The organism is Nonomuraea sp. NPDC049750, from assembly GCF_040659625.1.
In the GTDB taxonomy this organism is placed as follows: domain Bacteria; phylum Actinomycetota; class Actinomycetes; order Streptosporangiales; family Streptosporangiaceae; genus Nonomuraea.
In genome coordinates, this window is the sequence record NZ_JBFANB010000015.1 from 37,436 (window position 1) to 51,105 (window position 13,670).

The following is a 13,670-nucleotide window of genomic DNA, read 5'->3' on the forward strand; positions in this document are numbered from 1 at the left end:
TCCCCTATCTGATGAACAGGCCGGATGCAGCCTGGTTGGCGAGGTCGAGCATGGGCTGCGGGAAGAGCCCGACTCCTACCGTAATCAGCAGCGAGATGGCGATGACGGCCACGGTCCCCATACTGGGCACCGCGATCGACGGACCGTCGGCCGCCGGGTCGCTGAAGAACATCAGGACGATGACGCGCACGTAGAAGAACGCGGCGATCGCGGAGGCGATGACGCCCAGCACGACCAGCCCGGTCATCCAGCCCCCGAGCGAGTCACCGGCCTCGGACCCACTGGCCAGCGCGGCGGCGAACACGGCGTACTTGCCGAAGAAGCCGCTGGTCAGCGGAATGCCGGCGAAGGCCAGCAGGAAGAAGGCGAAGATACCCGCCAGGATCGGCGAGCGCTTGCCCAGCCCGGCCCAGCGCGACAGGTGACCCGCCTCGCCGCCGGGATCGCGGACCATGGTGACCACCGCGAAGGCGCCGACCGTGGTGATGCTGTAGACGAGCAGGTAGAACATGATCGCCGACAGCGACTTGGCGTTCTGCGCGCTCTTGTCGAACGTGGCCATGACACCGATCAGCAGGAAGCCCGCGTGCGCGATGGAGGAGTAGGCCAGCATGCGCTTGATGTCGGTCTGCGTGATCGCCAGGATCGCGCCGACCACCATCGTCAGGGCCGCGACGGCCCACATGACCGGACGCCAGTCCCAGTCCAGGTTGCCCAGCGCCACCCAGAACACCCGCAGCACGGCGCCCACGGCGGCGACCAGCGTGCCGGAGGCCATGAGGGCGGTGATGGGCGTCGGAGCGCCCTGGTAGACGTCCGGCTTCCACGCCTGGAACGGCGCCGCGCCGATCTTGAACAGCAGGCCGACGCCGAGCAGCGAGACTCCGAGCAGCAGGATCGGGTCGAGCAGCGAGCCGGTGGCCAGAGCCTTGTTGATGCCGGTGAAGGACACCGTCCCGGCGTAGCCGTAGATCATGGCCGTGCCGTACAGGAAGAAGGCCGAGGAGAACGCGCCGAGCAGGAAGTACTTCATCGACGCCTCCTGCGACAGCAGGCGGCGCCGGCGGGCCAGGCCGCACAGCAGGTACAGCGGCAGCGACATGACCTCAAGGCCGACGAACATGGTCAGCAGGTCGTGCGAGGCGGGGAAGAGCAGCATGCCGCCCACCGCGAACAGGACCAGCGGGTAGACCTCGGTGTGCGAGCCACCGGCGGCCTCGGCCTCCTCCTCGTCGGCGCTGCCGGGCACGGCCGCCGCCGAGGCGACGAAGTGGCCCTCGTCGTTGATCATCAGCACGCAGACGAACGACAGGACGAGGATGACGCCCCAGATGAACAGCGAGGGCCCGTCGACCGCGACCGCGCCCATGGCGACCGGCGCCGTCGGCACGGCGCCCTTGACCACCTGCACGATGACCAGCGCGAACGCCCCGGCCAGGGACAGCAGGGTGAGGGGTACGTGGATCGACTTGCGCATGTAGCGCGGCGCGAACGCCTCTACGAGCACACCGACGACGGCCGCGCCGAAGACCAGCAGCATCGGCGCCAGCGTGCCGTATTCGATGGTCGGCGCCACGACAGCGTCGTTCACTGGCCGGCCCCCTTCTCAGCGATAGCCGGGTTGTCCACTTTCACGTTGACCAGCGTCTGGGTGACCGTGGGGTTGATCACGTCCAGCAGCGGCTTGGGGAAGAAGCCGAAGCCGATGATCAGCGCGATGAGCGGCGCGAGGACGACGATCTCGCGCACGTTCAGGTCCTTGAAGGCCTTCACCGGCTCGGCGGTCGGCCCGTTGAGCGCCCGCTGCACCATCCACAGGATGTAGACGGCCGCCAGGATCACGGCCAGCGCGGAGACGATCGCCGCGACCGCCAGCGCGCCGGACCCGAAGGCGGAGCTGGTGTAGGTGCCGATCATCACCATGAACTCGCTGACGAACGACGACAGCCCCGGCAGCGACAGACCGGCCAGACCGGCGATCAGGAAGAAGCCCGCGAGCAGCGGGGCGACCTTCTGGACGCCTCCGTAGTCGGCGATGTGCGGCGAGCCGCGCCGGGCGATGAGGAACCCGGCGGCCAGGAACAGCGCGCCGGTGGCGAAGCCGTGGTTGACCATGTAGAGCGCGGCGCCGGACTGCGACACCTGCGACATGGCGAACACGCCCATCACGATGAAGCCGAAGTGCGAGATCGACGTGTAGGCGATGAGCCGCTTCATGTCGGTCTGCCCGATGGCCACGATCGCGCCGTAGATGATGCTGATGACCGCGAGGACCACGATGGGCATCGTGAACGCCTTGGCCGCGTCGGGGAACAGCTCCAGGCAGAAGCGGAGCATGCCGAACGTACCGACCTTGTCGAGCACACCCACGAGCAGCACGGCGGCGCCGGCCGGAGCCTGCGCGGCCGCGTCGGGCAGCCAGGTGTGCACCGGCCAGAGCGGCGCCTTGATCGCGAAGGCGATGAAGAAGCCGGCGAACAGCCACTTCTGCGTCGCGGGGTCCTGGATGACGCCGACGAGCTCGGGGAACATGAACGTGCCCTTGCCCGCGACGACGTACAGCGCGATGACCGCGACCAGCATGAGCAGGCCGCCGAACAGCGAGTACAGCAGGAACTTGACGGCCGCGTACGACCGCTGCGCGCCACCGTACGACCCGATCATGAAGTACATCGGGATCAGCATGGCTTCGAAGAAGACGTAGAACAGGAAGATGTCGGTCGACGCGAAGACGCCGATCATCATCGCTTCCAGCACCAGCAGCAGCGAGAAGTACGTCTTGACCGACCGCTTCGGGGTGATCAGCGTGCCGTCGGCGCTCTGCGTGCCGTCGGCGTCGTGCCAGGAGGCGAGCACTACGATCGGCACCAGCACCGCCGACAGCGCGATCAGCACGAGCGCGATGCCGTCGACGCCGACCCCGAACTTCACGCCGAAGCTCGGGATCCAGTCGGGGTCCGCCTGGAACTGGAACCTGGGGCCGCCCGTCTTGAACTGGGCCGCCATGACGAGCGTCAGCGCCAGCACGACCAGGGACACCAGCAGCGTGGCCTGTTTGGCCAGCTTGTCACTGCCCTTGGGAAGCAGGGCCACCACGATGGCGCCCAGGACGGGCACCGCCATGAGTATCGGGAGCCAGGGTGACATCAGATGTTCCCAACGAGGAGCAGGGCGCCTGCCAGGAGGGCAGCACCGAACAGGATGGACAGCGCGTAGGATCTGGCGAAGCCCGTCTGGATCCGCCTGAGACGCCCCGAGGTCCCGCCGATGCCCGCCGCCAGGCCGTTGACCAGCCCGTCGATGCCGCGGTTGTCGAAGTACACCGCGAAGCGGGTCAGCCACTGGCCGGGGCGCATGAACAGGGACTCGTTGAGCGCGTCGCCGTAGAGGTCACGACGGGCGAACGTGGTGAGGAAGGAGCCGCGCGGCGCCACGGCGGGCACCTCGGCCCTGCCGTACCTGACCCAGGCGAAGCCCGCACCGACGGCCACCAGCGCCAGCGTGACCAAGCCGGCCGTGCTGGTGAAGTCGAACTCCGGCCGCTCTTCCGCGGTGCCCACGGCGACCTTGAGGAAGTCGTACAGCCTGTTGCTCAGGATCAGGTAGCCGCCCAGGAAGAGCGCGCCGAGCGACAGGATCATCAGCGGCCACGTCATGACGGCGGGCGACTCGTGCGGGTGGGCGTCCTTCTCCCAGCGCTTTTCGCCGAAGAAGGTCATGAAGACCATCCGCGACATGTAGAAGCCGGTGATGCCCGCACCGAGCACGGCCAGCCAGCCGAGGATCGGCTGGTGGTGAACGGCGGTCTCGATGATGCCGTCCTTCGTGAAATATCCGGACAGCAGGGGGAAGCCGATGATCGCCAGGTAGCCGATGAAGAACGTCGCGAAGGTGATCGGCATGTGCTTGCGCAGCCCGCCGTACTTCCGCATGTTCACTTCGTCGTTCATGCCGTGCATGACCGAGCCGGCCCCGAGGAACAGGTCGGCCTTGAAGAAGCCGTGCGTGATCAGGTGCCCGATCGCGAAGGCGTAGCCCGCCGGGCCCATGCCCGCGCCGAGCATCATGTAGCCGATCTGCGACATGGTCGAGCCGGCCAGGCCCTTCTTGATGTCGTCCTTCGCGCAACCGATGATGGCACCGGCCAGCAGCGTGGCCGCGCCGACGATCGAGACGGCGAGCGCCTGCGCCGAGTCCGGCGGGAAGAAGAACGCGCCGGAGCGGACCACCAGGTAGACACCGGCGGTGACCATGGTCGCCGCGTGGATCAGGGCCGAGACCGGAGTCGGGCCCTCCATCGCGTCGAGCAACCAGGACTGCAGCGGCAGCTGTGCCGACTTGCCGCACGCGCCGAGGAGCAGCAGCAGGCCGATCGCGGTGACCGCGCCGCCGGACGGCGGGCTCTTCGCGATCTGCGCGCCCAGCTCGCTGAAGGTCAGCGTGTGGAACGTGGCCAGAATGATGAACATGCCGACCAGCAGCCCGAAGTCACCCACGCGGTTGACGATGAACGCCTTCTTGGCCGCGACCGCCGCCGAGGGCTTGAACTGCCAGAACCCGATGAGCAGGTACGAGGCCAGGCCCACGCCCTCCCAGCCGATGAACAGCCCGACGTAGTTGTCGGCCAGCACCAGCAGGAGCATCGCGGCGACGAAGAGGTTCAGATAGGAGAAGAACCGGCGCCGCTCGGCGTCGTGCGACATGTACCCGATCGAGTAGATGTGGATCAGCGATCCGACACCGGTGATCAGCAGCGCGAAGCTGATCGACAGCGGGTCGATCAGCAACCCCATGTCGACCATGCCGGGAATGAACTCATACAGATGTACGGCCTGACGGCGCTGTTCTTCCGGTAGGCCGATGAGCTCGAAGAAGGTCAGCACCGCCACGACGAACGAGGCGAGGGACATGGCCACGCCCAGCAGATGGCCCCACCGGTTGGTCATGCGTCCGAGGATCAGCAGGATCGCCGCACCCAGCAACGGGAAGGCGATCATCAGCCAAGAGGCCCCGATCATGCCGCCGGCGGTGTGCTGGACGATCTCAGCAGGAGATTCCACCAGTCACCTCTAGTACTTCAGCAGGTTGGCGTCGTCTACCGACGCGGACCTGCGGGTTCGGAAGATCGTCACGATGATGGCCAGGCCGACCACGACCTCGGCCGCGGCCACCACCATCACGAAGAACGCGATGATCTGGCCTTCGAGGTTGCCGTTCTGCCTGGCGAAGGCGACGAACGCGAGGTTGCAGGCGTTGAGCATGAGCTCGACGCACATGAACACCACGATCGCGTTGCGCCGGATCAGCACGCCCATCGCGCCGATGGCGAACAGCAGGCCCGACAGGACGAGGTAATGGGTGGTCACTTGGACTCCTCCTCAGCCGACTCGACGGCGGCCCTGTGCTTGATGGCCTCGGCGAGCTTCGGGTCCTCGGGCAGATGACCCTGCTCGACGTCGAACCGCGCGATGTAGCGGTTGACCGAGCTCTCCGCGACCGAGCCGTCGGGCAGCAGCGCCGGCATGTCGATGGCGTTGCTCCTGGCGTAGGTGCCGGGTCCGGGCAGCGGCGACGGGCGATCGCCGAGGAACCGGGCGCGGGCCAGGTCCTTCTGCGAAGGCCGTACGGTCAGCCGCTCGCGGTGCGCCAGCACCATCGCGCCGAGCGCGGCGGTGATCAGCAGCGCCGAGGTGATCTCGAAGGCGAAGACGTACTTCGTGAAGAGCAGCAGCGCCAGCGAGCGGATGTAACCGGCCTGCCCGATCGCCGAGGCCAGCCCGGCCTCCTTGGCGAAGACGGCGTTGCCGATGGCCAGGATGACCAGCGCGGCGAAGCCGACGGCGGCGATCGCGGCCCAGAAGCGCTGACCCCGCAGCGTCTCCACCAGCGAGTCGGAGGAGTCGACACCGACCAGCATGAGCACGAACAGGAAGAGCATCATGACGGCGCCGGTGTAGACGATGATCTGCACCGCGGCCAGGAAGGGCGCGTCCTGCACGGCGTAGAGGACCGCGAGGCACAGCATCACGGTGCCGAGCATCAGCGCCGAGTAGACGGCCTTCCGGTTGAACACCATGCCGAGTGCGGCGCCGACGGAGACGACGGCGAGCACCCAGAAGGTAATGGTCTCACCCATTGGTCCGTCCCAGCCGGTAGTAGTCCTCTTCGGTGTCCCCGAGCCGCATGGGGTGCGGAGGCTGCTCCATCCCCTGGGTCAGGGGCGCGAGGAGCATCTCCTTGGTGAAGATGAGGCTCTCGCGGTTGGTGTCGGCCAGTTCGTACTCGTTGGTCATCGTGAGGGCCCGTGTGGGGCACGCCTCGATGCACAGACCGCAGAGAATGCACCGCAGATAGTTGATCTGGTAGGTGCGGCCGTAACGTTCACCCGGCGAGAAGCGCTCCGCGTCGGTGTTGTCGGCACCTTCCACGTAGATGGCGTCGGCCGGGCACGCCCAGGCGCACAGCTCGCAGCCGACGCACTTCTCCAGCCCGTCAGGCCAGCGGTTGAGCTGGTGCCGCCCGTGGAAGCGAGGCGCCGTGGGCCTCTTCTCCTCCGGGTAGTTCACCGTGACGGGCTTCTTGAACATCGTGTGGAAGGTGACCCCGAAGCCCTTGACGGGGTTCAGCCAATCAGTTAGTCCCACTGGGAATCTCCTTGTGCTGCACCCCGTGGTAGTGCGGCAGGTCGAGCGGCGGCACAGGGAAGCCACCGGCCGTTGGCTCGTTGGACAGCTCCTCGAACTCCGCCTCGACCTCCGCCTTCTTCGCTTCCTTGCGGCGCTGGTTCACGGTGTCGAACCGGGCCCAGATGCCGAGCGCGCCGACGATGACGACCACCGCGACCACCATGACGGGTGCCAGGCTGCCCTGGAAGCCGGCTTCGCCGTTCTTGACGTACATGACGGTCCGGATCGTGGCGACCAGCATGATCCACGCCAGGTTGACCGGGATGAGAACCTTCCACCCCAGCGACATGAGCTGGTCGTAGCGGACGCGCGGCAGCGAGGCCCGCACCCACACCACGAAGCAGAAGACCAGCACGAACTTGACGAAGAACCACAGCAGCGGCCACCAGCCCTCGTTCGCGCCGGCCCAGAACCACGTGATCGGGAACGGAGCCCGCCAGCCACCGAGGAACAGCGTGATGGCCATCGCCGAGGCGACGAAGGTGTGCAGGTATTCGCCCATCATGATCAGCGCGAACTTCAGCGACGAGGAGTACTCGGTCTGGAAGCCACCGACCAGCTCGCCCTCACCCTCGGGCAGGTCGAACGGGATACGCGCGGCCTCACCGAAGGCGCAGAACACGTAGATCAGGAAGGACGGCAGCAGCAGGACGACGTACCAGGAGGGCATCGACATGCCCCACAGCTCGCCGCCGGTCGCCTGCGACTTGACGATCTCCGACGTCGACAGCGTCCCCGCGAACAGGAACACGCCGACGAAGGACAGACCCATCGCGATCTCGTACGAGACCACCTGCGCCGCCGACCGGAGCCCGCCCAGCAGCGCGTACGGCGAGCGCGACGACCAGCCGGCCAGCACCACGCCGTAGACCGAGATGGCACCCATGGCCAGCATGAACAGCACGGCCACCGGCAGGTCGACCAGCTGCAGCGGCGTCCGCACGCCGAACAGGTTGACCATCGGCCCGAACGGGGTGATCGAGAAGGCCAGGAAGGCCGGGATCACCATGATGACCGGGGCCATCAGGTAGAGCAGCTTGTCGACGGTCCGCGGGAAGAGGTCTTCCTTCAGTCCCATCTTGATGCCGTCGGCCACCGACTGGAGCAGGCCGAACTTGCCCGCCCGGTTGGGGCCGAAGCGGTTCTGCATCCTGGAGATCAGCTTCCGTTCGAACCAGACGCCGAACAGAATGCAGAGCATCAGGAAAGCGAACAGCATCACTGCCTTGATGATGGTGATCCAGAGCGGATCCTTGCCGAAGTCGGCAAGCGTCGGATCAGTCAGGAGAACAGGGATCATGAGGCGCTCCCGATCGTGACGATGTCGCCGGCCGCCGCGCCGAGATCGCGCGTGACCGAGCAGCCGCCGGAGTTCGCCGGCACCCAGACCACCCGGTCCGGCAGGTCGGCGACGCGCACCGGCAACGTGACCGCGTTGGGTCCTTGACCGCCGACGACCAGCTTGTCGCCGTCGACGACGCCGATCTCCGCCGCGGTGGCCTCCGAGACCAGCGCTTCGGCCGGCCGGGCGGTGCCCGCGAGGTACGGCTCGCCGTCCTGCAGGCGGCCGTCGTCGAGCAGCAGGTGCCAGCTGGCCAGCAGCGCCTCGCCGGTCCGCGGCGCGAGCTGCGAGCGGGTGGCGGTGCTGGGGGCGGCGACGCGGGTGCCGCGCCAGGAGCCCATCGCGCTCAGCTCGCGGCGGGCGGCCGCGGCGTCGGGCAGGCCCAGGTGGACGTCCATCCGGTCGGCCAGGTTGCTGATCACGGCCAGGTCGCTCTGCAGGCCGGGCACCCTGAGCGGGGCCCCGAAGGAGCGGCCCCTGCCTTCCCAGTTGACGAACGTGCCGCCCTTCTCCTGCACGGCGGCGACCGGCAGGACCACGTCGGCCCGGTCGGTGACCGCGCTGGCGCGGATCTCCAGGCTGACGATGAACGGGGTGTTCTCCAGCGCGGCCAGCGCCGCGGCCGGGTCGGCCAGGTCGTAGGGGTCGACACCGGCCACGACCAGCGCGTCGAGCTTGCCCTCCAGTGCCGCGAGGAGCATGCCCGTGGTGTCGCGACCCGGCGCGTCGGGCAGCGAGCCGACGTTCCACGCCCTGGCGACCTCGGCCCTGGCGCTCTCGTCGCCGGCCGGGCGGCCGATGGGCAGCAGGTTCGGCAGCGCGCCCGCCTCGATGGCGCCCCGCTCGCCGGCCCTGCGCGGGACCCAGGCGAGCTTGGCGCCCGACGCGGTGCTGAGGCGTACGAGGGCGGACAGAGCACCCGGAACAGTGGCCAGCCGCTCACCGGCGAGCACGATCGTGCCCTCAGCGAGCGAGCCGACCAGCTCGCCGATCGCGTCGGCCTCCGCGCCCGGCGCGGTGCGGATGAGCGTGCCGCCCATCTTGGCCAGGCCGTTGGTGGCGAACGGGGCGATCGCCGTGACCTTCAGGCCCTTCTTCATCCACGCCTTGCGCAGGCGCAGGAAGACGATCGGCGACTCGTCCTCGGGCTCGAACCCGACGAGCAGCACGGCAGGGGCGCTCTCGAGGTCACTGTAGGAAACCTCGATGCCCCTGCCGGCCACGGCGTGGGCCAGGAACTGCGCCTCCTCGGCGGAGTGCGGCCTGGCGCGGAAATCGATGTCGTTGCTGCCGAGGGCCAGCCGGGTGAACTTGGCGTAGGCGTAGGCGTCCTCGACCGTGACCCGGCCGCCCACCAGCACCCCGGCCCTGCCGCGCGCGGCGGCCAGGCCACGGGCCGCGACGCTGAGCGCCTCCGGCCACGAGGCGGGTTCGAGCACGCCGTCCTCGTTGCGTACCAGCGGCGTCTTGAGCCGGTCGGGCTGCGTGGCGTAGGAGAACGCCCAGCGGCCCTTGTCGCAGTTCCACTCCTCGTTGACCTGCGGGTCGTTGCCCGCCAGGCGGCGGGTGACCCGGCCGCGCCGATGGTCGGTGCGCAGGCTGCAGCCGGAGGCGCAGTGCTCGCACGCGCTCGGCGTGGAGACCAGGTCGAACGGCCTGGCCCGGAACCGGTAGGCGGCGCCGGTCAGCGCGCCGACCGGGCAGATCTGCACCGTGTTGCCGGAGAAGTAGGAGTCGAACGGCTTGCCGTCGGCGACACCCACCTGCTCCTTGGCCCCGCGCTCGAAGAAGTCGATGAACGGGTCGCCGGCGATCTGGTCGGAGAAGCGGATGCAGCGGGCGCACTGGACGCAGCGCTCGCGGTCGAGCAGGACCTGCGAGGACAGCGGCAGCGGCTTGGGGAAGGTCCGCTTCTGCTCCTGGAACCTGGACTCGCCCTGGCCGTTGGACATCGCCTGGTTCTGCAGGGGGCACTCGCCGCCCTTGTCGCAGACCGGGCAGTCCAGCGGGTGGTTCATGAGCAGCAGCTCCATGGCCCCGCGCTGCGCCTTCTCGGCGACCGGCGAGGTGAGCTGGGTCTGCACCACCATGCCCTCGGCGACCTCGATCGCGCAGGACGGCTGCGGCTTGGGGAAGCCACGGCCGTTGCCGGCGTCGGGGATGTCGACCAGGCACTGGCGGCAGTTGGCCGCCGGGTCGAGCAGCGGGTGGTCGCAGAAGCGCGGGATCTGGATGCCCAGCAGCTCTGCCGCCCTGATGATCAGGGTGCCCTTCGGGACGCTGACCTGGAACCCGTCGATGCTGAGGGTCACCAGATTGGTCTCTACGGCGGTTGTTGTCACTGGTCACCCCAGAGAGTGGACTTCTTCGCGTCGAACGGGCAGCCGCCGACCTCGAAGTGCTTGAGGTACTCGTCGCGGAAGTACTTCACCGAGGAGTGGATCGGGCTCGTCGCGCCGTCACCGAGCGCGCAGAACGAGCGGCCCAGGATGTTGTCCGCGATGTCGGTGATCGTGGACAGGTCCTCCTCGGTGCCCTGGCCCTTCTCCAGGCGCTTGAGCACCTGCTTGAGCCAGTAGGTGCCCTCGCGGCACGGCGTGCACTTGCCGCACGACTCGTGGGCGTAGAACTCCGTCCAGCGCAGGACCGTACGGACCACGCAGGTCGTCTCGTCGAAGATCTGCAACGCGCGGGTGCCGAGCATGGAGCCCTTGGCGCCGACCGACTCGAAGTCGAGCGGCACGTCCAGGTGCTCGTCGGTGAAGATCGGGGTGGACGAGCCGCCCGGGGTCCAGAACTTGATCTCGTGGCCCTCGCGGATCCCGCCCGCCATGTCGAGCAGCTCGCGCAGCGTGATGCCGAGCGGCGCCTCGTACTGGCCGGGCCGGGTGACGTGGCCGCTCAGCGAGAAGATGCCGAAGCCCTTGGACTTCTCGGTGCCCATCCCGGCGAACCAGTCGGCCCCGTTGGTCACGATTGAGGGAACACTGGCCACAGACTCCACGTTGTTCACAACAGTAGGCGAGGCATACAGGCCCGCCACGGCCGGGAACGGGGGCTTGAGCCGCGGTTGACCTCTGAAGCCTTCGAGCGAGTCGAGCAGCGCCGTCTCCTCGCCACAGATGTACGCCCCGGCGCCGCTGTGCACGACGAGTTCGAGGTCGTAGCCGGAGCCGAGGATGTCGGTGCCGAGGTAGCCCTTCTCGTACGCCTCGCGCACGGCCGCGTGCAGCCGCCGGATGACGTGCAGCACCTCGCCGCGCACGTAGATGAAGGCGTGGTTGGCCCGGATCGCGTAGGCGGTGATGATGACGCCCTCGACCAGCGAGTGCGGGTTGGCCATCATCAGCGGGATGTCCTTGCAGGTGCCCGGCTCCGACTCGTCCGCGTTGACGACGAGATAGTGCGGCTTGCCGTCACCCTGGGGGATGAAGCCCCACTTCATGCCGGTCGGGAAGCCCGCGCCGCCGCGACCGCGCAGGCCGGAGTCCTTGACGGCCTGGATGACCGCGTCGGGGTCCATTCCCAGCGCCTTCTTGGCCGCCTCATACTCGCCGTAGCCGGCGAGGGTGAAGGAGTTGGCCTGGTCCCAGTTCGCGGTCAGGACCGGGGTGAGAGTCGTGCTCATGCCTCTGGGGCCTTCCATCCGTTGGCCTTGGCGACCTTGAGGCCCTCCAGCGAGGGACCCGCCGCCGACGGGCCGTCGCCCGCCAGGTCGTCGGGCAGGCCCGCGAGCACCCGCGAGGCCTCCTTGAAGGTGCAGAGCTTCTTCGGCCCCCTGGTCGGCCGGACGTCCTTGCCGTCACGCAGGTCGTCGACGAGCTGCTTGGCCGACTCGGGCGTCTGGTTGTCGAAGAACTCCCAGTTGACCATCATGACCGGGGCGAAGTCGCAGGCCGCGTTGCACTCGAGGCGCTCCAGCGAGACCTTGCCGTCGGCGGTGGTCTCCTCGTGGCCGACGCCGGTGTGCTCCGACAGCTCTTCCCAGATCTGGTCGCCGCCCATGACGGCGCACAGCGCGTTGATGCAGACGCCGACGTGGTAGTCACCGGCGGGCTTGCGCTTGTACATGGTGTAGAACGTCGCGACACCGACGACCTCGGCCTTGCTGAGGCCCAGCATCTCCGCGCAGAACTCCTGCCCGTCGTCGGAGACGTGACCGTCTTCGGACTGCACGAGGTGGAGCAGCGGCAGCAGCGCCGACCGCGTCTTCGGATAGCGTCCGATGATCTCCTTGGCGTCTCGTTCGAGACGCTCTCGGACTTCCGGTGAGTAAGTCACCGGTCCACACCTCCCATGACGGGGTCGATAGATGCCACCGCGGCGATCACGTCCGCGACCTGGCCGCCCTCCGCCATGGCGGGGAAGCCCTGCAGGTTGCAGAAGGACGGCTCGCGGAAGTGGACGCGGTAGGGGCGGGTGCCGCCGTCGCTCACCACGTGCGCGCCGAGCTCGCCCTTGGGCGACTCGATCGAGGCGTACGCCTGCCCGGCCGGCACCCGGAATCCCTCGGTCACCAGCTTGAAGTGGTGGATGAGGGCTTCCATGGAGCTGCCCATGATGTGCGCGATGTGGTCGGGCGAGTTGCCGAAGCCGTCGGGGCCCAGCGCGAGCTGCGCGGGCCAGCCGATCTTCTTGTCCTCGATCATCACGGGGTCGCCTTTGAGCGGCCCGGCGATGCGGTCGAGAGCCTGCTCGACGATCTTGAGCGACTCCTCCATCTCCCGCATCCGGACCAGGTAGCGGGAGAACACGTCGCAGCCGCGCTCGGTCGCCACCTCGAAGTCGTAGGTCTCGTAACCGCAGTAGGGCTGCGACTTGCGCAGGTCCCACGGCAGTCCGGCCGAGCGGAGGATGGGCCCGGTGATGCCCAGAGCCATGCAGCCGGTCAGGTCGAGGTAGCCCACGTCCTTGGTGCGGCGCAGGTAGACCGGGTTCTCGTCGAGCAGCTTGCGGATGTCCTTGATCCGCTGTGGCATGATCTTGAGGAACTCGCCGATCTTGTCGACCGCACCCGCGGGCAGGTCCACGCTGACGCCGCCGGGGCGGACGTAGGCGTGGTTCATGCGCAGCCCGGTGATGTACTCGAACAGGTCCATGATCAGCTCGCGGTCGCGGTAGCCGAACAGGAAGGGCGTGGTCGCGCCGAGCTCCATGCCGAACGTGCCCATCGCGACCAGGTGCGAGGAGATCCGGTTGAGCTCCATCATCATCACGCGGATGGCCTGCGCCCGGTCCGGGACGCGGTCCTCGATGCCGAGCAGCTTCTCGACGCCCAGGCAGTAGGCGGTCTCGTTGAAGATCGGCGAGAGGTAGTCCATGCGGGTGACGAACGTGGTGCCCTGCGTCCACGTCCGGTATTCGAGGTTCTTCTCGATGCCGGTGTGCAGGTAGCCGATGACGCCGCGCGCCTCGGTGACCGTCTCACCGTCGAGGGTCAGGACCAGCCTCAGCACGCCGTGCGTGGACGGGTGCTGCGGGCCCATGTTGATGACCAGCCGCTCGTCGTCGGACTCGCGGACGCCGCTGACGACCTCGTCCCAGTCCGCGCCGGTGACCGAGTAGACCTTGCCCTCGGTCGCCTCGTCATATCCGGTGCTCACGAGTGAACCTCACTTCGTACGTCTACGCTCAGCTCGATG

11 protein-coding genes are annotated in these 13,670 nt (G+C 68.1%); all 11 read right to left on the minus strand.

What is annotated here, in order from left to right; genetic code table 11:
* Positions 1-4: 4 nt before the first annotated feature.
* From nuoN to AB0J16_RS32975, 11 genes are read right to left on the minus strand one after another with little or no spacing between them, the layout of a single operon-like run.
* Positions 5-1,591 carry an NADH-quinone oxidoreductase subunit NuoN gene (gene nuoN, locus AB0J16_RS32925; protein ID WP_358546524.1) on the minus strand — a complete coding sequence of 529 codons (1,587 nt, stop codon included), beginning with the start codon at positions 1,589-1,591 and terminating at the stop codon, positions 5-7.
* Positions 1,588-3,147 carry an NADH-quinone oxidoreductase subunit M gene (locus AB0J16_RS32930; RefSeq protein WP_358546526.1) on the minus strand — a complete coding sequence of 520 codons (1,560 nt, stop codon included), beginning with the start codon at positions 3,145-3,147 and terminating at the stop codon, positions 1,588-1,590. The genes nuoN and AB0J16_RS32930 overlap by 4 nt, the downstream gene beginning before the upstream one ends.
* On the minus strand, positions 3,147-5,018 hold the full coding sequence (nuoL, locus tag AB0J16_RS32935; protein WP_358547196.1) for an NADH-quinone oxidoreductase subunit L: 1,872 nt from the start codon (positions 5,016-5,018) through the stop codon (positions 3,147-3,149). The genes AB0J16_RS32930 and nuoL overlap by 1 nt, the downstream gene beginning before the upstream one ends.
* 51 nt (positions 5,019-5,069) lie before the next feature.
* Positions 5,070-5,366, minus strand: coding sequence for an NADH-quinone oxidoreductase subunit NuoK (nuoK, locus tag AB0J16_RS32940; RefSeq protein ID WP_214640635.1), 297 nt, complete (start codon positions 5,364-5,366; stop codon positions 5,070-5,072).
* Complete coding sequence (locus tag AB0J16_RS32945; RefSeq protein ID WP_358546529.1) at positions 5,363-6,136, minus strand: NADH-quinone oxidoreductase subunit J; 774 nt, start codon at positions 6,134-6,136, stop codon at positions 5,363-5,365. Before AB0J16_RS32945 ends, nuoK begins: the two co-directional genes overlap by 4 nt.
* Positions 6,129-6,644 carry an NADH-quinone oxidoreductase subunit NuoI gene (gene nuoI / locus AB0J16_RS32950; RefSeq protein WP_357654965.1) on the minus strand — a complete coding sequence of 172 codons (516 nt, stop codon included), beginning with the start codon at positions 6,642-6,644 and terminating at the stop codon, positions 6,129-6,131. Before nuoI ends, AB0J16_RS32945 begins: the two co-directional genes overlap by 8 nt.
* A complete protein-coding gene (gene nuoH / locus AB0J16_RS32955; RefSeq protein WP_358546531.1) occupies positions 6,631-7,986 on the minus strand; it encodes an NADH-quinone oxidoreductase subunit NuoH in 1,356 nt (451 codons plus the stop codon). The genes nuoI and nuoH overlap by 14 nt, the downstream gene beginning before the upstream one ends.
* Positions 7,983-10,370: an NADH-quinone oxidoreductase subunit G gene (locus AB0J16_RS32960; RefSeq protein WP_358546534.1), complete on the minus strand. Its 2,388-nt coding sequence runs from the start codon at positions 10,368-10,370 to the stop codon at positions 7,983-7,985. Before AB0J16_RS32960 ends, nuoH begins: the two co-directional genes overlap by 4 nt.
* The gene (gene nuoF / locus AB0J16_RS32965) at positions 10,367-11,656 is read right to left on the minus strand and encodes an NADH-quinone oxidoreductase subunit NuoF (protein ID WP_219529170.1); all 1,290 of its coding nucleotides are present in this window, start codon (positions 11,654-11,656) and stop codon (positions 10,367-10,369) included. The genes AB0J16_RS32960 and nuoF overlap by 4 nt, the downstream gene beginning before the upstream one ends.
* Positions 11,653-12,309 carry an NADH-quinone oxidoreductase subunit NuoE gene (nuoE, locus tag AB0J16_RS32970; protein WP_357954685.1) on the minus strand — a complete coding sequence of 219 codons (657 nt, stop codon included), beginning with the start codon at positions 12,307-12,309 and terminating at the stop codon, positions 11,653-11,655. Before nuoE ends, nuoF begins: the two co-directional genes overlap by 4 nt.
* Positions 12,306-13,631 (minus strand): NADH-quinone oxidoreductase subunit D, encoded by a 1,326-nt coding sequence (locus AB0J16_RS32975; RefSeq protein WP_357954683.1) that lies wholly within the window; start codon positions 13,629-13,631, stop codon positions 12,306-12,308. The genes nuoE and AB0J16_RS32975 overlap by 4 nt, the downstream gene beginning before the upstream one ends.
* Positions 13,632-13,670: the final 39 nt, after the last annotated feature.

Bases quoted from the DNA above. Each gene is read 5' to 3' on its own strand.
- nuoH (WP_358546531.1), bottom strand. From the start codon at position 7,986: ATGATCCCTGTTCTCCTGACTGATCCGACGCTTGCCGACTTCGGCAAG.
- AB0J16_RS32945 (WP_358546529.1), bottom strand. From the start codon at position 6,136: ATGGGTGAGACCATTACCTTCTGGGTGCTCGCCGTCGTCTCCGTCGGC.
- nuoF (WP_219529170.1), bottom strand. From the start codon at position 11,656: ATGAGCACGACTCTCACCCCGGTCCTGACCGCGAACTGGGACCAGGCC.
- nuoL (WP_358547196.1), bottom strand. From the start codon at position 5,018: ATGATCGGGGCCTCTTGGCTGATGATCGCCTTCCCGTTGCTGGGTGCG.
- AB0J16_RS32930 (WP_358546526.1), bottom strand. From the start codon at position 3,147: ATGTCACCCTGGCTCCCGATACTCATGGCGGTGCCCGTCCTGGGCGCC.